The 19,496-nt window shown below is 47.3% G+C and carries 20 protein-coding genes and 3 tRNA genes; 12 read left to right on the forward strand and 11 right to left on the reverse strand.

Going from position 1 to position 19,496, the window contains the following annotated elements:
- The first annotated feature begins 132 nt into the window (after window positions 1–132).
- Window positions 133–762, forward strand: a complete 630-nt coding sequence (locus HA494_01220; protein ID NHV96402.1) for a hypothetical protein — start codon at window positions 133–135, stop codon at window positions 760–762.
- 70 nt (window positions 763–832) lie between these two features.
- Here HA494_01220 and HA494_01225 read toward each other — a convergent pair whose 3' ends face one another.
- Window positions 833–1,231, reverse strand: a complete 399-nt coding sequence (locus HA494_01225) for a hypothetical protein (GenBank protein ID NHV96403.1) — start codon at window positions 1,229–1,231, stop codon at window positions 833–835.
- Window positions 1,232–1,238: 7 nt separating this feature from the next.
- On the reverse strand, window positions 1,239–2,087 hold the full coding sequence (locus tag HA494_01230) for a TrmB family transcriptional regulator (protein ID NHV96404.1): 849 nt from the start codon (window positions 2,085–2,087) through the stop codon (window positions 1,239–1,241).
- A gap of 39 nt (window positions 2,088–2,126) precedes the next feature.
- Here HA494_01230 and HA494_01235 point away from each other — a divergent pair, with 39 nt between their 5' ends.
- A complete protein-coding gene (locus HA494_01235) occupies window positions 2,127–2,534 on the forward strand; it encodes a pyridoxamine 5'-phosphate oxidase family protein (GenBank protein NHV96405.1) in 408 nt (135 codons plus the stop codon).
- Between the two features lie 45 nt (window positions 2,535–2,579).
- Window positions 2,580–2,695: transfer RNA gene (locus HA494_01240), tRNA-Ser, on the forward strand.
- Window positions 2,696–2,718: 23 nt separating this feature from the next.
- Here the strand turns inward: HA494_01240 and HA494_01245 are convergent.
- From HA494_01245 to HA494_01260, 4 genes are all read right to left on the reverse strand, one after another.
- Complete coding sequence (locus HA494_01245; protein NHV96406.1) at window positions 2,719–3,237, reverse strand: hypothetical protein; 519 nt, start codon at window positions 3,235–3,237, stop codon at window positions 2,719–2,721.
- Window positions 3,188–4,153 (reverse strand): hypothetical protein, encoded by a 966-nt coding sequence (locus HA494_01250; protein NHV96407.1) that lies wholly within the window; start codon window positions 4,151–4,153, stop codon window positions 3,188–3,190. Before HA494_01250 ends, HA494_01245 begins: the two co-directional genes overlap by 50 nt.
- 11 nt (window positions 4,154–4,164) lie before the next feature.
- Window positions 4,165–5,748, reverse strand: coding sequence for an N-6 DNA methylase (locus HA494_01255; protein ID NHV96408.1), 1,584 nt, complete (start codon window positions 5,746–5,748; stop codon window positions 4,165–4,167).
- A 162-nt stretch (window positions 5,749–5,910) separates the two neighbouring features.
- Window positions 5,911–5,986 (reverse strand) — tRNA-Gly (locus tag HA494_01260).
- Between the two features lie 115 nt (window positions 5,987–6,101).
- On the opposite strand from HA494_01260, the gene HA494_01265 reads away from it, so the two are divergent.
- From HA494_01265 to HA494_01275, 3 genes are all read left to right on the forward strand, one after another.
- A tRNA-Ser gene (locus tag HA494_01265) sits at window positions 6,102–6,235 on the forward strand.
- 63 nt (window positions 6,236–6,298) lie between these two features.
- Window positions 6,299–6,994 (forward strand): DUF72 domain-containing protein, encoded by a 696-nt coding sequence (locus tag HA494_01270; protein NHV96409.1) that lies wholly within the window; start codon window positions 6,299–6,301, stop codon window positions 6,992–6,994.
- A gap of 42 nt (window positions 6,995–7,036) precedes the next feature.
- On the forward strand, window positions 7,037–7,531 hold the full coding sequence (locus HA494_01275; GenBank protein ID NHV96410.1) for a stage II sporulation protein M: 495 nt from the start codon (window positions 7,037–7,039) through the stop codon (window positions 7,529–7,531).
- Here HA494_01275 and HA494_01280 read toward each other — a convergent pair.
- Complete coding sequence (locus tag HA494_01280; GenBank protein ID NHV96411.1) at window positions 7,518–8,948, reverse strand: 2-isopropylmalate synthase; 1,431 nt, start codon at window positions 8,946–8,948, stop codon at window positions 7,518–7,520. The genes HA494_01275 and HA494_01280 overlap by 14 nt on opposite strands.
- Before the next feature lie 327 nt (window positions 8,949–9,275).
- Here HA494_01280 and mobB point away from each other — a divergent pair, with 327 nt between their 5' ends.
- Complete coding sequence (mobB, locus tag HA494_01285) at window positions 9,276–9,839, forward strand: molybdopterin-guanine dinucleotide biosynthesis protein B (GenBank protein NHV96412.1); 564 nt, start codon at window positions 9,276–9,278, stop codon at window positions 9,837–9,839.
- Here mobB and HA494_01290 read toward each other — a convergent pair.
- Entirely contained in the window at window positions 9,805–10,515 is a 711-nt protein-coding gene (locus HA494_01290) for a hypothetical protein (protein NHV96413.1), read from the reverse strand. The genes mobB and HA494_01290 overlap by 35 nt on opposite strands.
- Window positions 10,516–10,644: 129 nt before the next feature.
- On the opposite strand from HA494_01290, the gene HA494_01295 reads away from it, so the two are divergent.
- The 4 genes from HA494_01295 (at window position 10,645) to HA494_01310 (ending at window position 15,886) form a co-directional block, all read left to right on the forward strand.
- Complete coding sequence (locus HA494_01295) at window positions 10,645–11,196, forward strand: GNAT family N-acetyltransferase (GenBank protein ID NHV96414.1); 552 nt, start codon at window positions 10,645–10,647, stop codon at window positions 11,194–11,196.
- An 86-nt stretch (window positions 11,197–11,282) separates the two neighbouring features.
- The gene (locus tag HA494_01300; protein ID NHV96415.1) at window positions 11,283–11,999 is read left to right on the forward strand and encodes a 4Fe-4S dicluster domain-containing protein; all 717 of its coding nucleotides are present in this window, start codon (window positions 11,283–11,285) and stop codon (window positions 11,997–11,999) included.
- Between the two features lie 10 nt (window positions 12,000–12,009).
- Complete coding sequence (nrfD, locus tag HA494_01305) at window positions 12,010–13,269, forward strand: polysulfide reductase NrfD (GenBank protein ID NHV96416.1); 1,260 nt, start codon at window positions 12,010–12,012, stop codon at window positions 13,267–13,269.
- Window position 13,270: 1 nt separating this feature from the next.
- Window positions 13,271–15,886, forward strand: coding sequence for a molybdopterin-dependent oxidoreductase (locus HA494_01310; GenBank protein NHV96417.1), 2,616 nt, complete (start codon window positions 13,271–13,273; stop codon window positions 15,884–15,886).
- A 78-nt stretch (window positions 15,887–15,964) separates the two neighbouring features.
- Here the strand turns inward: HA494_01310 and HA494_01315 are convergent, their stop codons facing one another.
- Window positions 15,965–16,432, reverse strand: a complete 468-nt coding sequence (locus tag HA494_01315; GenBank protein ID NHV96418.1) for a hypothetical protein — start codon at window positions 16,430–16,432, stop codon at window positions 15,965–15,967.
- Window positions 16,433–16,488: 56 nt separating this feature from the next.
- Between HA494_01315 and HA494_01320 the strand changes: the two genes are divergently transcribed.
- Entirely contained in the window at window positions 16,489–17,397 is a 909-nt protein-coding gene (locus HA494_01320) for a hypothetical protein (GenBank protein NHV96419.1), read from the forward strand.
- Here the strand turns inward: HA494_01320 and HA494_01325 are convergent.
- Together HA494_01325 and HA494_01330 are read right to left on the reverse strand one after the other, a co-directional pair.
- Complete coding sequence (locus tag HA494_01325) at window positions 17,390–17,869, reverse strand: 4Fe-4S binding protein (GenBank protein ID NHV96420.1); 480 nt, start codon at window positions 17,867–17,869, stop codon at window positions 17,390–17,392. The genes HA494_01320 and HA494_01325 overlap by 8 nt on opposite strands.
- A 10-nt stretch (window positions 17,870–17,879) precedes the next feature.
- Window positions 17,880–19,496: molybdopterin-dependent oxidoreductase (locus HA494_01330; GenBank protein NHV96421.1), on the reverse strand; the 1,617-nt coding region annotated here is incomplete at its 5' end.

The following is a 19,496-nucleotide window of genomic DNA, read 5'->3' on the forward strand; positions in this document are numbered from 1 at the left end:
CACCTCCTCAACCTATAGCACCTTTTAGAGGATAGTCTTCTGTGCAGCGGTTAAGCTATTTAACAACCTACCATAAGAGTTAGGGTAAAAAGATATTGTGCCAAAAGATAGCACTATCTTAACGGAAAGCAGTTGATTGGCTCGAGATTAAGGCGCCTTCTTCCTGCTGAGCACGGGGCGACTGCGATATGGCTTTACTCCACTTTAGCAGGCTTCCTCACACCAGAGAAGCCCCTAAGCGCGCTAGGCTTATTCCTAGCTGTAGCAACATCGGCTGCAATATATTTTGCAGCAGCTCTATCCATTAAAGCTCTGAAGCTAGGCAGATATATGAGGAATAACGTGTTGGCATTAGTCGTAGGTTCGGCGAGTTTAACACTGTTTATGCCGCTTAACCACTACATTTTGGCAGGGGTTGTAGGTAGCAGAGAGTTAGCGATCTGGTTTCTACTCCTCTCGTATACAATTGCAGCCACTTTATCAGCCAGAGTGAGGGTTAGAAATGTAGTATCAGATACGAGACGATTTGACCTACCGCTTCTTGTGGGCTTATCTGTCCTAATTTCAGAATGTATTTTGCTGACTTTATTCGGTCTATTACGCTATACCGCTCTTTTCTCAGTTACTGCCATATTCTTACCAACTCTTATCGACTTGTTGAAGAATGATGGTAAGGGAGGTAGAAGTGGTAGGATAAAGATTATCGGATTGAGCTACATGTGTAGTGGGCTGGTATTTGTAGCCTTTATTTCACGGTCTTGAGGACGATGTTATGCTGAGGTTTAGGATCGGTGGAGAGCGCTTGTAACCTTAAAGTACTGAAGATCTGAGCCTAAACTTCGATGGTCCTGTTGATGTGCCGCTCTATTAGGTAAAGAAGGTGCTTATTCTTTAAAGATTCGTTCGTTTCGATTTCAAAATCTGCGTTGACTCTTAGGGTAGCGTCTTCTGAGGATGGGCATCTGTGGTCTAGCCGATCTCCAGCAGACACAGTTATCAAGGACCACTCAACGCTCTTTCCGCTTCTGCAGATGAGGACTGCCCACTTTGAGCCGCGCTCAGCTTCTACGAAGCCTAGCTTGCTCGAAACTTCGGTTGAACCCCAGCGCTTCTCTTCGCAAAATAGTTCCTTGCATGTGCTGCATACCCACACATCAACCACACCTATAACGTCTCCGTTGTGCATGAGGTTAACAGCCCCAGCGTAGACGGGCGTATGCTTGCAGGTCACTGAGCTTTCACCTCTTAGCTTCTAGATCTTTAGGTGTATAAGAGTCTGACCATAGGTAGTCGAAGTAGTTCTTTGCGAACTTCGCTAGGCTAGTATGGGCTGACCAGATGGCGAGTTGGGATTCGTTTTCAGAGCCTCCACCTAGCACGAGGATGACTTGGTTGGTGTCTGCAATCACTCCTCCGCCGAACATCTGATCCCTAAGTCTTACTTCACCTAGTCTTGCTAGGGCAGTGATTATGCTTCGGTCGATGTTGGTTGTGAGTAGTATGCGAACCTTAACCTTTTGGGTTAGTTTTGTGAAGGTAGGTGTGAGTAGGTTGGCTAGTCTTGTGGAGAGGGTTGGTATGGCTACCAGTAGCTCTTTTTCGCATGAAGATATTGTTTCTTTGATCTTGCTTAGGATGTTGTGTTCGCCTCTTATGATCCAGATTTCAGGCATCTCTCTTACGCCTCTTTGCTCGTAGATTGGTGTGAGTTCCTCTAGGATTCTCCGCTCGTTTTCAGCCATCTCCTTCTCTAGCCTCATCTTTGTGATCTCTATGCAGGTTGCTGGGTGCTTGGGGTAGAATCTGCTCGGTCTTGAGCGGTCAGAGGCTACCCAACCCTTCTCCTCCAAGCTGTTGAGTACCTCGTAGATCTTTGAGTACGGTACAGCTGATTTTCTGCTTAGCTCGGCTGCGGTCTGCTCGCCGTACTCTACTAGTGTTGTGTAGGCTCTTATTTCGTATTCGGTTAAGCCGAGTCCTTCTAACGCTCTGTATACGCGCTCGCTTATAGGCAGCGATCCCCACCTTATACTAATAATTTGGCTGGCAACTCTTATTAACCTTAATAGTGGTAAATCGAGCCTCAAACACAACATTTATCTAAATTGCTGGGTGTTGTGTAATTTATGCGAGAGGAGCGTTGGCAGAAGCTATTGAGGGAGGAACGTGTGGCTAGGTTAGCTACGCATGGAGATCAAGGTAGAATTCATCTGGTGCCTGTGTGCTACGCTTACGATGGTAAAGATATCTTCATAGGCACGAGCCTAGATTCTAAGAAGGTTAAGAATGTGAGGAGGAATAGTAGTGTTGCGTTTGTCGTCGACTTCTATGTTGAGGATTGGTCTAAGCTGAAGGGTGTTATGATACAGGGGAGGGCTGAGGTTATTGAAAGGGGTAAGGAGTTTGAGGAGGCGAAGAAGCTACTTTATGAGAAGTATCATCAGTACGAGGCTACTGCGCCAATAGAGGAGGGCGAGTCAGCAATCATAAAGATTAAGCCTGAAAAGGTTGTGTCCTGGGATTATGAAAGTTAGAGTGTGGATAAACTTTATCTTACGCTTTATGCAAGGGAAGAATTAGCCGGGATCGCCTAGACTAAACAGGGGGAGAAATCTCCCCAGCCTGGTAGGGCGCAGGCCTGCTAAGTCTGTGACCCGCAAGGGTCTCGGGGGTTCAAATCCCCCTCCCGGCGCCACTTCAGGTACAGTTCTTCTATCATCATTCGATCAAGCTTTCCCCAGTCCACGTGCTGAGATTTTGGTTGACCAAACTATATAGATCGTTGAGTTCTTTGTCGCTGAACTTAACTTCCATAACTTGTAGGAAGTCTTTGTCGATGCCTTCTCTAATAGGGTCTGTATCGTTTGGTTTGAACTGCTCTGGTAGCCTACGCAGCTCCTCTCTGCAATATTTGTCGAAAACTGAAGCAAGCCCTCTGACTTTCTCTTCATCAAGTCTTGTAACATCTAATATCGGCTGGAGTCTCCAGTGGGTCATCTTAAGATCAATCCAACGCCCTCTAGTCTCTGATCTATTCGCTAAGAGTGAGAGTATCCCCCAAGTCGTATTCAGCCATAGACATAGAGCCTTCACCCTATCCTCATCTTTGCCGTTTTTGAGTCTAAGCGCATAGAAGATATTCGAGAGAACCTGTTCAGCGGCGCATATAGCTATAACATGAGCGGTGTCAACCCAAATTCTGTCTGGGACAAGGAGTGTGCTTGAAAATAAATTCATTAAATAGTCTCTCTCCTGGTCTTCTTACTTCCCCATCCTTCGACCTCGCTTCTCGTGACATTATTCTGGTGTTAGGTTCTGTTAGCATTCGTGACCTTATTTCCTCTTCACCTCCGTAAACAGCTGGATAAGAGCCTGGGGTTCCTTGAGGTACTCTTTGGAAGGCGTCGTGGAATTGGTGTCTGTCGATACCTATTGTTGCTATTTCGCCCAGCCTTGCCATCGGAAGATTTGTGTTGAATATTATTCCGTCTAATACATCGCTTGCTATTTGCGTCAGCTTTGGTTCTGGGAAGGCTAGAAGGCTCCCCCAGTTAAATATCCTTTCAGCAAACTTCTTCCTCGAAACCCTATAAGCGTAGGCTCTAGACCCATTAACCTCAAGGTAACCACCATCTTTTGTTGCAAGTATCTTGAACGCTAAGGCCCTAGCCTCCAAAGACGTCGATGGCTTTCTAAGTAAGATCGTAATGGTGGCCTCCTCATCTTCCTCATGTGGTTCTCTCCGCCTCGCAACTACAAGCGCCTCGCTTAAGCTTGTCGATTCAGAGAAGTTGTAGCCGTTTTCCGCATCATAGCTCACTACTATATGCTCAAGATGTAACTTTCTCAACAGTAGGTTGCGTGCTAAGAACCAGCTTACACCAGTCAAAAACGATTTGGGTAGTACGAAGGCTATCTTACCACCATCCCTAATCAGTTTGGAAGCGAGGTAGAGGAAGAGAAGACCCTCACCAGCCTGACCTATATTATATACTTCCTCAACATCAAGCTTGGGTATAACGGCGTATTGCTCATTTAACTCCTTGAAGCCACTTAAGGTTGTTAGTCTCTCTTCCGGATATGTCAACGCTCGAAGGTTTCGCTGTATTATCTCTCTCACATCACTATATTTATCTAGAACATCTTTTCTCACCGCTCCATCCACTATGAAGCCGAAGAGACCTCCCCTCTCCCTCCCCCTCTACCCGTGGCTCTTGTGAAGGGTGGGTTCATGATTAGAAGGTCGAATTCAGGTATCTCCTCCGGCACTTTCTCAGCCTCAGTTATGGATGCTGCTTCAGCCCCCTCTGCAAACTTTTGAGAAGCCCCCTCAAACCACATAGCTATCGATGGTATTCTTCTACCTTTCACGAACTCCAGAGAGCCTAACGTTACTTTACTATTCTCTTTCCCCAAAGGTATAGTGTAGGTATTCATGTGGCTTACTTTTGTTGTTGAATCTTGCAGCGCAAGGTTTGTAGAAGCTATCTGAACAGCATACCTTAAGGTGTCAATACCCCAAATGCCTTCCTCAAGCATCGACTTATGGAAACCTTTGAGATCTACTTCACCTCTTCTAAACCTCGAATATATGTATAGATCCTTTAATGCGTTATATGCTGCCGTCAATAATGTTCCGCTCCCACACGTAAGGTCTCCAACTACAATCGAATCCTTAAACTCTTCAAAGATGCCAGTTCTTGTAAAGACAGTAAGGTAAGCGAGGAGGTAGGCAGCTGGAACCGTGGTAAAGTATGTTGCGAAGCCCTTCCTTACAGCCCAATCCCCAACAACCCTATGATAAATCTTACCGGAGAAGTCCTTTTTAAGAAGGGTTCTTTTGGAGGCACATGTCTCTGCGAGCTCAACAATCTTCTTGAGGGCTAGGGTTATGTCTGGCGGCAAGGCATCAACGACTTGAATAGCTAAGTTATAGACTGGTTCGTAATCGACTTTTTTCGACATCTCCTCGAAAGCCCTCCTTAACCCAAGTTTGAAACCGTACTGACTACACAGACTACTTATACTGCTTAGCCCTAGCTGAGCGTGTATAGACTCGTAGAATGTTGTGCTAAGCAGTACTGTTAGCGCAGCCTTAGCGTAAATCAACTCCCCTATATCCGCATAATTACCGACGGAAAGCCCATACAGCTTATAAAATATCTCGTAAAGGTTTCTAGCTATCTGTTTTCCTTGGTCAACGCTACTCAAACTTTCAACAAACTCGTTGATTTTCTGCTCAATCTCGCCGATTACGCGTGTAAAATCTTCCTCACTTATTATGAACTGTACAGCTTCATTCAATATGGAGGTCAGATCTGTAATCCTTGCTTCCATCCAACCAGTAACCCATCTAGACTCAACTTTTTTACTGGTTAAATAAGCGAGCAACACCGCTGAGATATCTGCCGGGGCTATCAACCTAACCTCAAAGACGGAGCTCTTCAATCTCTCTTCGAGCTCTAACTCCGTAAGGTTCGAGGGAAAACTTTCCTTATAGTAAATCGCCACACCCAAATCTCCAAATTCTTCTTCAATTCTACGCTTCACATCATTCTCTGCGTCCACCCGCGAATAAGAACCCTCTAAAACCACCTTCACACCATTTACCCACACCACGACATCAGGCCTACCCCTACCTGATAGATGCTCACTCACAGCTCTAAAGCGTAGCTCACTACTCAACAGACGAGCAAGAAGCACGTTAAGCCTACTCTCAAAAGCCCTCCCAGAAGATTCAAACCCCAACTGAATCCTTCACCCTCCCCAATACGCGCATCTTCCTACATCTTCCCCTGTTTCTACACATCTACTACGCATAAATGATACCCCATCTAATTGATCAACTCACCTTATAAGGGTTATTACTACACACAAAAATACCCCCAACATCTCAACCACACAAAGGCTTGGTGCGGGATCCGGGATTCGAACCCGGGACCACCAGCTTGGGAGGCTGGCATCCTAACCACTAGACCAATCCCGCTCCACAAAACACTACCCGAACCCTCCTTTAAACCATTACCCCAACCAATCTCAAACCATAAAGCGTAGATGTGAGCAAAATCTTTAACCTAATCTAAACCATTAGTTAACGTGGCGCCGCGGTCGCCTAGACAACAAGGGGGAGACATTAGATGCCCCAGCTCGGTAGGGCGCAGGCCTGGAGCCTAGGTAGCCAGCGAGCCTGTGACCCGCAAGGGTCTCGGGGGTTCAAATCCCCCCCGCGGCGCCAAACCTTAGAGTTATTCTGCGCTGCTAAAAGATTATAGGCTTCGGAATCTTTTGCATAAGGGGAATGGGTAGGTTTAGGGTTGGCACATCCGGCTACAGCTACTTCTGGAACCCGGGTGTGCCGACACCCTTTGAGTGGTATCTTAAGCAAGGCTTCAATACCGTTGAGATTAACGCTAGCTTCTACCGATTCCCCTCACCGAGTTGGGTGAAAGCGTGGGTTAAAGCGCCGAGAGACTTCGACTTCTCCATAAAGGTGCACCGCTCGATAACCCACTACACCAAACTTTCAGAGAAAGCCCTCAGACTGTGGAGCAGATTTGAGGAGCCGTTCAAGCCCATCGGGGATAGAATAGCGTTCTGGCTCTTCCAGATGCCCTCAAACTTCAAACCAAACGAAAGAAACATAACCAAACTAACACACTTCTTCACAAGCCTAAACCTAGGGGAGAGGGCAGTCGTCGAATTCAGAGAGCGGAGCTGGTGGCGTAGAAAAGACGACCTCAAGACCTCTGGGGTCTCTTTCTGCTCAGTAGACGCACCAGACCTACCAAGAGACATAATCACCCTAAACGACCTGATCTACCTTAGGCTACACGGAAGAGAGGAGTGGTATGCCTACGTGTATAGTAGAGAGGAGCTAGAGGAGATCGTAAAGAGGATAAAGGAAGCAAACGCTAAGATGGCTTACATCTACCTCAACAACGACCTCGGGATGCTAGAAAACGGCAGACTGCTCATGAAGATGCTGCAGATTTAGGTAAGTTTATCTAACAATAAACCATATAGCCTTCTGCCCACGTTGACTCGACGACGCATCTACCTAATCGTCTTTCTCATCCTAATAGGGTTCACAGCACTCGGCTCAGCGACAACCGTAGATAGAAGCGAAGCAGATAAGATATTAGAAGATGTGAGAAAGACCGTGCCAGCCACACCAAGCATCATAGATATCTTCAGCAACAACATAAGAGTAGTGCTCCTCATGCTCATCCCAGGGTTAGGGCTTATCCTAGCACCATACGTGCTCTACAACACAGGACTAGTCTTCTCAGCATCTGGCGTAGTAAATAATATCTCCGGCGTTACACTCTTCTTAACCACTACTATCTTACCATTCTTCTGGCTTGAGTTTGCAGCCTACGCAGCCTCCATAACCCAGAACCTCTATCTGATCTGGGCGATTAAGTCCAAGATTCTAAGATATGAGTTACGCAACCTCGCTTACACACTAATCGCTATAGCTGCTCTTCTTCTGCTAGGCGCTTGGGTTGAAATGATCTTTATTTCGTCTTAGCTTTAACTCTGTTGTTAGCCTTTTCGAGCAGCCAAGGCATATACTTCTTAACCAGCGCAAGCATTTCATCGTTCCCAATTCTGGTAAGCCTGCCCTCATCATACATCGCCTTGATCTCATTATGGATCTCAACCACACCAGGCGTCGATTTAGTAACCTTGTTATCACCTGTGAGCCTAAAGTAGTGGTTTATCCAGAAGACTACACCAGCAAGACCAGAGTATTCTGAGACAGCCACACCAGGCGGTCGATCTAGAAGCTTCTCTGTGTCAAACGGTAGGTACATCTCTATGTTTTTGAGAAGACCATCAGCATGTATGCCAGCCCAGGTAATGTTGAAGTTTTCACCTACAATAGGGTAGTAGGGTGGGATGCTGTAGCCTACTTCTTCCTCATAATATTGGGCGATCTTCGTTATCACCCTAGTATCCATACCATCCAAGTCACCTTTGATGGTCGCATACATGAAGACCATCGCCTCTAGCGGCACATTTCCAGCCCTCTCACCTATCCCAAGTAGGGTGCAGTTGACTAATGATGCACCGTAGAGCCAAGCGGAAACAGAGTTTGCAACACCCATATGAAAGTCGTTATGCCCGTGGAACTCCAACTGCTCCGATGGGACATCACAGAGGTTGTTTATGACCCAGATGAGCTTCGGAACACTCCTCGGCAGGGCTCCAGCGTCCCAAGGTAGTCCTATACCTAGAGTATCACAGACCCTTACTTTAAACGGAAGCCCGTATTTGCGTGAAAGCTTCGTAAGCTTCTTGATAAACGGAACCACTACTCCAAATATGTCTGCCCTCGTGGAGTCTTCTAGGTGCACACGAGGCACTATACCAAGCCTAAAAGTCTCCTCAGCCACCTCAAGATACTTTGAAATCACCCTCTCACGACCTAGCCCAGGGAACTTATAGAAGATGTGGTAGTCACTGACAGGCGTAACCATGCCGCACTCCTCAACCTTACTCTCCTTTACGAGCTTCAGATCTTCATAGGTTGGTCTCATCCAACCAGCTATGATCGGATATTCGTAGCCGAGGTTTCTACAAGCCTCAACAGCTTCTCTATCCTTCTTGGAATATAGAAAGAACTCCGATTGTAGGATCTTTCCCTCTGGGCCGCCTAGCTCGTGAAGTAAGGTGTAGAGATCCACGATCTGCTTGACAGTATATGGTTCACGTGCTTGCTGCCCATCCCTGAAGGTCGTGTCAGTTATCCAGATCTTCTCAGGTGTCTTGAGTGGGAGGAGTACGCCGTCGAAGACTGTTAGCGGCGGTTTATCCCAAGGAAAGAACTCTTTGTAGAGCTTTGGCTTAGGCACGTCAACAACCTCATAGTCAGGAAGATCGATGGACTCCTTCCTAAGGTATGCGAGGAATTCCCTTCGCTTCTCCTGATCCAGATACTTTATACTCAACTTCCCCTAACATAACCTCTTGGATAATAAGTATATTACCTTATCGGTCATATGGTCAAATTAACAGTTGGACATCTTCCTGCTTAGCAAACGTCGAGCGGTGCCGACATTTGATTAGACAAGTGGTTATCGTACATGGCTCGGCTCAAATACCTTCGCCTTGTTACTATCCTCATATTTGTGCTGAACAATAGACCAGATGGTATTATAGCTGAGAAAAGTCTTGTTGACGACTAACCGTAGTCTTAAAGCAACTGGGAAGTAGAGAGAGGGCGCTCTGCTGCGTAAGGTTTAGAAGGGTACGTGGATAGGCTTAAGATGGTGGGCGTCAAGTTGGTTGTTGTAGTTGCAATTGTTGGTCGTAAGAAGTCTGGTAAAACTTGGGTGATGGAGTACCTAATTTCAAGACTCGCTGGGATGGGCTTTAAAATCGGTGCTGTGAAACATATACACGAGGAGGGCATAACGATAGACACCACCGGTAAGGATACGTGGCGGTTTGCTAAAGCGGGTGCTAAGGTCGTTTTAAGCGCTTCACCAGACGAGTTGGCTTTGATCAAAAGATCCAAGATGTACTACAGCAATTTAGATAGCATCCTAGAGTGCTTGAAGGGTGAAGATTTAGATTTCATATTCATAGAAGGGTTTCACTCCCTTGTAGCGAAGAGAGCGGATGTATACAAGATCTTGACAGCCAAAGATGCTGAGGACTTAAATGGACTTCTCATAGGTACCGAGCCTCCTATTTTAGCCGCTACCGGAGTTATAGGTGAAAGTGTAAGTCGGCTAACAGATCAAAGCCCACCTATAATCAATCTGAAATTGAATGGTGAGGAGCTTGTTAACAGAATCAAGGCTTTGGTTCAGAAGAAGGAAGAACCATAACCTCGCCTATAATATCTTCTTCGTTTGCCAAAAGAACCTCCTTGGCGTCGCGGAATCTCCTTGAGTCTGAGAGCCTTACTCTAACCGCTTTACCTCTATAGGTAAAGGTTGCAGTACCGTCGATCTTCTCTAAAGCGCGGAACCTTTTGTTAGTAGCACCCATCGCGGCTTGAATGCCATCAGCGACACAGGCTTTTACAGCAACGACAGCCTTAAGCTCTTTATCCCTTGGTTCACACCCTAGCTCGACCGAGGCTCGATAGAGCATTCTGACACCTATTGCTACTCCGGCACACAACTCGCCGTGGAAGCTTTCACCAGCCTTGAGCATAGCTTTAAGCGCCTCACTCTTCGGCATATTTAGTAATCTTTGTGGGAGAAGTGCACCATATACGCAGTCTTTGAACGCATCATATGGCTGTATGTGTATAACATCTACGCTTTCTTTCAAACACATCTTAACATTAATCACCTTATTCCCGTAGTTGAGAACTCTGGCAACGCGGGTCTTGGTCCCCTCATCGCTATTAGAATGGGTTACGATGATTAGATGCGAATAACCTTTAAATGCATCGACTACCGTATGGGCGTCCTCAAATATCTCGATCGCAGCCTCCCCCTCTTCGTCAAACGTTATCGGCTTTGCTACACCTATCCGCTTAATCTTTAACCACAAGCTGATCTATCATCTACTTGGGGTTAAATAAGATTTAAACATCTCTATCCTTCCTTACCCCGCTGTTGATGCTGCTTCATATTGATAGTAGTAAACTTTAATGTTTAAGGAATCTTTATTCCACCTAAGTTGGAGCACAAACTTAAGGATGGTCGCTCTCTCATCATAAGGGAGGCACGGCTGGAGGATGCGGAAGCGATATTAAGTGTAGTAAAAGAGGTGGCAGCGGAAGAAAACCTCATCTTATTGGATAAAGGAGAGTATGATTTAAGATCAGAGATACGCCACATCCTTACAGCCAAATCAACTGGTAAAACCTTGATACTGGTAGCCGAGGTAGACGGCAAGGTGGTTGGTGTAGGAGAAGTAAAGGTCGGCGTGTTTAAGAAGAACAGCCACACCGCAGAACTCGGTCTTGCAGTCACAAAAGCGTTCAGAGGGCTAGGCGTAGGTAAAGCCCTCATGGATGAGATGCTTAGCCGCGCAGAGAAGAGTGGGGTAGAGAAGGTCTGGCTCAGCGTCTTCTCAACCAATGATGCCGCTATCGCGCTATACAGAAAATTTGGATTTATAATCGAGGGAATTAGGAAGATGCAGTTTAAAATCGGCAACACCTACGCAGATGAGCTGTTAATGGCGAAATTCCTACCCTTTAGAGAGACGCCTCCACCCGATAGGTAGGCGTCTTCTGCTTACAATTTTATTTAAACCTTTTATAAAGAATCTGCATAAGCAACATTTAGTGGGGCTCGTTGGTTCATTGGGCGATGGTTATAGATCTAAGAAGGTGTATCGGGTGCAGAGCATGCATGGCTGCTTGCAAAGCTGAAAACAACACGGGCGGCGGCATGTTTTGGATGTATGTGTTTAGAAGAGAAGTGGGGAAGTACCCCAATGTGACGAGGAGATTTCTGCCTAGGCCCTGTATGCACTGCCGTTTCCCTTCTTGTGCAGAAGCGTGTCCAACACAGGCTAGGCACAAGAACGAAGCTGATGGTATTGTCCTTACCAACTACTCAAAATGTATTGGTTGCAGATACTGTGTAGTCGCCTGCCCATATAATGTGAACTCTTTTAACTGGAAGGAGCCAAAGAAGAATCAATACTTTGACTGGGAGAGCGAAGGGATGGATCTTTATGGTAGGGGTGCAGTTAAGGAGTATGTTGGGGACGCTATCCCACCGAATCTTAATCCTGATGTTGCTAGAAGAGATATCCCTACTCTACAATACCGTTTTGTTGGCGTAGTGGAAAAATGTACCTTTTGTAGCCACCGCATTTGGTTCGGTGTAAAAAGAGGTCTTAAACCCGGCGTGGATAGGGAGGCGACACCAGCCTGTGTTATTACGTGTCCAGTGAAGGCTTTACATTTCGGCGATCTTGATGACCCTAACAGCAATGTTTCTAGGTTGTTGGCTAAAAGAAGGTGGCAGAGGGCGTTAGAGGACCTTGGAAACGAGCCTTCCGTTTACTACTTGTTTTAGGTGATTTGTTATGACGCCTGAAATATGGGGAGTGAAATTAACAAGAAAGTTAGCTGCTTGGTTATCATTCCTTATATTCCTCATACTAATCGGAGTTTACGGGTTTACGAGAACTTTGCTGGAGGGACATTGGTGGACAGGTCTACAGGTTCCATCGATGGGTGGGGCAGTCTGGGGCCTATACGTAACAAACTACATCTTCTTAATAGGGGCAAGTGCCGGTGGTTTCATTATAGCGGCCTCAGCGCACATATTTAATGTAGAGAGGTATAAATCCATTTCCACTCTTGCAACGCTTCTAGCGCTCATCATAATCCTCCTCCCGCCCATCTTCATCGCAGCTGATTTGGGGAGACCCGATAGAATGCTGCACGTCGCCTATCCAACACCTAACCTTAGATCCCCTCTCTTCTACGTCCTTCTCACACTCACCCTCTACATACTTCTACTCGTACTCGAAGCTTGGTTCTCGATGAGGAGGAGGCTGGTGATGAAGAAAAGCTGGTTGACCCTAGGCTTCGATGACCTTTCGGAGTACTCGACAAAGAGAGATGAACGCACTTTGAAGGTGCTATCTTTGGTAGGCCTTCCCTTAGCTGTTTCGGTTCACTCTGTGACTGGCTGGATCTTCGGCTTGATGAAGTCACGGCCCTTCTGGCTCAGCCCGCTGATGGCGCCCATCTTCCTTTCCTCGGCATTAGTATCTGGTGTTGCGCTTCTCATCTTTGTTTGCATAATTGTTAAGAAGTTCGCTGGCTTTAAGATCGAACAAGACACATTATCAGATCTCGCACGGCTCCTGTTTATGATGATACCAATAGACATCTTCTTCCTAATGATAGAGGTGCTTACTGTAGCCTATGCTCACGAGCATACCGACATGAGACCGCTCACCTTCTTACTTGCTGGCTCAAATGCGCCACTCTTCTGGTTTGAGATTATTGTGGGCGCACTTATACCCTTCGTAATTCTTGCTTTTCCAAGATTTAGAAGATCTACTAAGCTACTTGCCACGAGTTCTTTGCTGATCTTGGTGGGCATATGGTTGAAGAGGTGGAATCTCTTGATGGCTGGCACCCTATTCACCCACGAGTGGTTTGGGTGGGCTGAGTATCCGCTAGGCTCGTATACTCCATCGTGGGTTGAGTGGTCGGTGATGACAGGTATATATGGTGTTGCTGCGCTTCTTTTCACATTGGTTATCAAGTTCCTTCCGGTAGAGGAGGAAATGAAGGCTATGCCTACCCCAGCTATTGTAGAGGTGGAGTAGTATGGGCGAAGAAAAGATTACGAGAAGAGATTTCGCCAAGATAGTCGCAGGAACGGGAAGCATTATAGCGTTAGGTAGCGTGCTATCCAACCTTGATTCAAGCCAACTATTCGCAGCCTCCGCTGAGGAGAAAACCAGTTCCAACAGAATAGAGGATGTGAAGATACCCTCAGTAGATTTAATGTGCACGGTGAGCTGCGGTATCATAGCGAGGCGAGTCAACGGAAGGCTTGTAAAGATCGAGGGCAACCCTAACCATCCGATCAACGAAGGTGGGCTCTGCCCGAAGGGAAACTGCGGCATTATGAGCCTCTATGACCCATATCGTATCAAAGCACCTCTTAAGAGGACCAACCCAAAGAAGGGGAGAGGAGAGGACCCAGCGTGGGTCGAAATCAGCTGGGATGAAGCGATAGAGCTCGTCGCATCAAAGCTGAGAGATATAAGGAGAAGGAACCCCAATGCCTTTGTTTTACTGCACGGTGAAAACCAGATTCCAGAGTTCACCGCAGCTTTCATGTCAGCTTTCGGTTCGGTCAATGATGTAGGCAGAGGTAGCCTTGGTGAGGCTGCTCTTGATGTGGCTGACGCCCTCACGTGGGGTGCGCCAAGGCATAGAGTGGATGTGGATAACTGTAACCTTCTCTTGCTCTTCGGTACCGGGGCTGCAGCTGAATCCAATAGCCTCTTCCTGTGGTACGCGAGGCGCATCGCTGATGCTAGGGAGAGGGGCATGAAGCTCATTGTAATCGAGCCGAGGCTCTCCAATTCCGCTGCGGTTGCCGACGAGTGGATACGAATAAACCCGGGTACAGACTCCGCGCTTGCATTAGCTTTGATAAACGTTTTGATCGAGAGGGGGCTCGTCGATTACGATTTCATCAAGAATGCAACTAACGGCCCATATCTTGTAGATGTTAGTACCGGCTACTTTCTTAGAAGAGGAGGGAAGCCTCTTATATGGGACAGCAGAAGCTCTAGAGCTGTTCCTTGGGATTTCGGCGATGCTGACCCCGCTCTCACAGGGAGCTACGTTGTTGATGGTAAGGAGTGTAAGCCTGCTTTCCAGCTGCTCTGTGAGACCGTTGAACGCTACACACCAGAGGAGGCGGCTCGGCTCACAGGAGTGCCTGCGGATAGGATAATCGAATTGGCTGAAGAGTTCGGCAGAAGGGCGCAGATAGGCAGTACAGTGGTACTGGAAGGGCATGTGATACCATACAGACCAGTTGCCGCTGAATTCTACAGAGGTGTTTGCGCACATCAGCACGGGGTCCTCCACTCGAGAGCGATCCTCCTACTTAACATGGTGGTGGGGAACATCGACGCAGTGGGTGGTTTATCTATGATGAATGTAGGAGAAGGAGATGATATGAGCGGCATGTTAAAGACCCCGCCTTATGAGGTAAGGTTTCCGCCTGTGAGGATTGATCTTAAAGACAGCTTCTACCCGCTCGCTTACTATGGGATAAGACAGCAGGTATCGCTCAGCATACTTCACCCTGAGCGCTTTCTACTTCCATACAGGGTTGAGGCGATGATGATTTATTATGCGAACCCCTTGCTGCAGACACCTAATGAGGAGCTGCAGATAGAAGCATTCAAAGAGGTGCCCTTCTTATTCACCGTAGATTGCTTTATGAGCGAGTCGGCTGAGATGGCTGATGTGATCTTACCTGACCGAACCTACCTAGAGCGTTTTGACCTCGTACCCATCCATACTCCTACTCACACAGGTCACGCTCTTAGGCAGCCCGTAGTAGAGCCCCTCTACAACACAAAACACGTAGTCGATATACTAATAGATGTGGCTGAAAGAGCAGGGTTCCTCTATGGAGAGGGTGGCTTCAACGATCACCTAAATCGCCGTCTTGGTCTAAGAGGCAAGTATAAACTTAGCCTAAACGAAAAGTACACTAACGAAGAGATCTTAGATAGACTCTGCCGCTCACTCTACGGGGACGAATACGACCTTGAATGGTTCAAAAGGCATGGTTTGAAAGCAGAAGCGCTTAAGCCGCACCAAAGGTATGTAAGATATAAGCAGAAGGGAAGAGTCTACAGGATGCACCTCTACTCAGAGACGATAAAGGAGGCTGGAGACGCTTTAAGAAGAGAAGTAGAGCGTTTCGGGTTGAGGTGGTGGAAAAGCTACCAGTACTACCAACCCCTACCTGTGTATATAGAGCCATCTGTATACAATGGCGACCCGAGTTTTGATCTACATCTAATAACCTATAAGCTCGTTGAGCATACCCTCTCAAGAACCGCTCAGAACCCGTGGCTTATGGAGTTGTATGGACTTGGGGTACCTGGACTCGAAAAACCTGGACTACTCATCAGCAGCATCGACGCAGAGAGGAGGAACATAAAGGACGGTGAAGATGTCTGGGTCGAATCCTCAGCTGGGAAGCTGAGGGTAAGAGCTTTAGTGGTTGAAGGCATCAAGCCTGGAGTGGTAGGCTTACCTGCACACTTCGGCCACTGGGCTTTCAACCGCTACGCTAACGGGGTGGGTGTAAACGCGAACAGATTGATCCCGTTAGGTGAGGACTACACAGACCCAATCTCGGGGCAGCAGCCCTTTAATGACACAAAGGTGAGAGTCTACAAATAAGCCAGAGGAGGTCTGATCTATACTTTATACGAACCTCGGAACTCTCCTACTATCCACATTAGCTTAAGCATTTCTATTTTAAAGAGCGCTCCACGTAGTGAGGATTATAGCAAGTATCGTGTCAACAACGATTGTAAGTATGACAACGATGCATAAGATAAGTGCGACTAAACTTCCCTTTTTACTCCCTGAGTTGAATGCGATGCTGCCTACCACAGCAAGGGCTCCGATGGCTGCTACCCACTGCTTGACTGCGAAGAGAAGCGAGAAGGACGGTTGCGTTGCGTGAAAACCGAGTGCACCGCCTATCACCTCTGCACGCATAGCAGGGTAGAGAAGACTACCAGCTACAAAACCAGCTGCAAGTAATAAGCCGCCTAGGAAGAGGACCCTATTCGCCTTAGGCGCTAAGGCTTGAAGCCTTTTCTGCTTGAATGCGGTGAGCATCATCACAAACCCGGTGAACCAAACGACAGCGCCTAACACGAAGAATAGGACGTGAAAGAGAAGAAGTGGTGGTGCAGCAACCTCTTCGAGGAGGACCATGCCACCTCTGCCGTCTAAAGTAAAGCTTTTTAACCTTTTATGGTTTTTGCTAGGTGTTGGCCGAGCAGCTGCTTGAATTCCTCAACATGAATTATGTTTTGATAGCGCGTTGGACAGCTATCGCTATATTCATTGTTGGAGTCGTCTATCAGATATGGGTAAAGTGGGCACTGAGGAGACCAACCGCATACATGCTAAAAAAGATAGGGAGAGTTTCGCCGTTAGGATATAGAGTTGTAACGGAATTCTTCCGTACACTCATCACCAATATCGCTCTCCAGCTCTTTATTGTCAGAAGGAATCCCCTAAGATGGCTTATGCACTTTTTCATATTTCTCGGAGGCGTTGTCTTTGTTTTCTTCCACGCATTTCCACTGATGTTTGGCTACTCTAAATGGGAATTGTTTATAGGCGCATTAAACCCTAGAACTTGGATCTACCACTACATCTTCTTAGGAGTGATCTTAGCGGGTGTGATGATAGCTGCTATAAGAAGGGTATATCGCAGTGAGGCCCCAGAGGAGCTAGATAGATACAACCTACTACCCATAATCCTAATAGCGATTATCCTGATATCTGGTCTCATAGCAGCCATAGTATTACAAGAGCTTTATCAGATCGCTGGGTGGACCGCTTGGGAGCTAGAGTGTTTCAAGATTCTACACCTGGTCGCAGCCTACACTACGCTAGCGATCTTCCCATTCACGAAATTCTTCCACTTCTTTATACGCTGGATCGCGATATCAGCAAACCTTTACCTCTCATACGAGCCTATGGAGCCGCAGAGGGTTTGCATAAACTGCGGTAAGGGGTTTGCTTCAGAAGCCAGAATGCAGGAACTAACGTCAATAGTCGGCGAACTCCAAGAGGGTTGGCTACTTCAGTACTGTCCTGAATGCAGGAGACTCATCAACTCGAAGCTCGATAGATCTGCGCCCTCCATCACTAGGCCGCAGGCTACGTGAGAGGCCTAGCTCTGAGGAGGCGTTGTGCGGTCTCTATCTTCCTCTCAATCGACGTCTCTACGCTTTCTTCGTATCGTATTGCACCTGTTGGGCAGATAGCGGCGCAGTATGGTAGCAGCCCTTTAGCCCTCCGCTCTGGGCAGAGGTCGCATTTCACCATAAGCTTGCTCTGCTCATCTATCCTCGGTACACCGAACGGGCAGATAAGATAGCAGTTGCGGCAGGCGATGCATCTTGACTCATCAGCGCGCTTCACCACACCATCAGGTAGTTTAATTATGGCTTCAGCTGGGCATACATTAACGCAGGGTGCTTGCTGGCAGTGCATACACACCGTAGGCGCCCACTCACCTTTACTAACTTCTTCCACGAAGATGAGCTCCAACCCCCTATGCGACTTCAGCTGCTTGCAAGCCAGTACACACGCCATACAGCCGATGCAACGCCTCTTGTCGATGCGGAGAATCTTCAAAGCAGACACCTCACTTTCTTTCTACACAAACAGGGATAGCCTTATAGTTCGGTATCTTTGATATGGGGTCAAAGTGCTTGGGGACGACTAGGTTGACCCATCCTTCTTTAAACCAGTGCATAGGCATCGCAACACAATCATCTCTTATTGTGTCGGTCACCTCAGCAACAGCCTCCACTTTACCAGCTTTGCTTCTTACAACTACTCTATCGCCTTGCGATATACCTAGCTTCTCAGCGGTCGCTGGGTGTATCTCTAAGTAAGGCTTTGGGCACTTCTGTTTAAAGAAATCTATTCTTCCAGTCTCTGAAGAGGTCAAGAAGTGGTAAGGGGTCTTGAACGTTATGAGAAGTAGAGGGTACTCGGTTGAAGTAAGCTCAGCCGGCTCAGCGTACTCTACCATATAGAAGGCGGCTAGACCATCGTCGTGTGCAAAGCTGTCTCCATAAAGCCTCTTCTTCTCAATTTTATCGGATACAAGGGGGTCGCCAACCACCGCTAAGCCTTGCTCATCGATATCACGCCTTATGATGGTTTTCTTTGAGTGGGAACTTAACTCGTCAAGAACCTCTTCCGCTGAGCCATACTCGAAACCTTGGTTCGCGCCAAGGATCTTCGCTAGTTGGCAGATGATCTTCCAGTCTTCTTTGGCGTCTTTAGGTGTATTAAAAGCTCTTTTTAGCTTCACGCGCCTACCATCTACAGCATTTATTGTGCCTTCGCTCTCATAAAGCGTTGAGCCAGGTAGGATGACGTGTGCCAGCTTTGCTGTCTCGGTGAGAAAAACGTCTTGTACTACAAGTAGATCCAGCTTTTGCAGAGCATCCACCACAAAACCAGTTTCTGGTAAAGAAACTACTGGGTTTGAGGCCAGTATGTACATCCCCCTTATTTCCCTACGGTATGCAGCCTCTATCATCTCATATACTGTAAACCCCTCTTTTAATCCGTAAGAGCTTGGGTTAGGGTAGCTTGTTACCCCGCTGACGTGCCCCATAAGGGGTAGGAAGCCGCATCCTCTCTTCCCTACTTTACCCGTTGCGAGTGCGAGATTTATGCAGGCAAGCACCGCAGAGACGCCTTTTTGGTGCTGCTCTAACCCCCTTGAGTGAATGACCATAGCGGTGGGGGATTGTGCGTAGAGTCTTGCAAAGGCGCGTAGTTGTTCTTCTTTTACACCCGTGATTTCAGCTACTCTGGCTGGGGTATATTTAGATACAGCCTCCTGCACCGAATCAAAGCCCTTAGTCCTCGCCACTATAAAATCCCTGTCGATCAACCCGCTAATGATAAGCTGATTCAAGGCACCGTTTAGAAACGCCACATCGGTACCGGGTTTGATCTGTATGTGTAGATCTGCCATTCTAGCCGTCTGGGTCTTCCTCGGGTCTATTGTCACGATCTTAGCATCTCGCTCTCTGGCATCAAAGACGTACCTCATTAGCACAGGGTGGCATGAACACGGATCTGCTCCGATAATAAGGATCAGATTTGTGGCAAGCAGATCTGTCAAGGGGTTAGGGGGCTCGCTTGAGCCTAGGCTAAGGCTGTATGCGGCTCTTGCGGATGCAACCCCTAGCCTGTCGTTAAAGTCTATGTGGGGTGTTTTAATCACCTCGTAGCCTAG

The sequence above is a fragment of the Nitrososphaerota archaeon genome (assembly GCA_011605775.1).
In the GTDB taxonomy this organism is placed as follows: Archaea; Thermoproteota; Nitrososphaeria; order Nitrososphaerales; family JAAOZN01; genus JAAOZN01.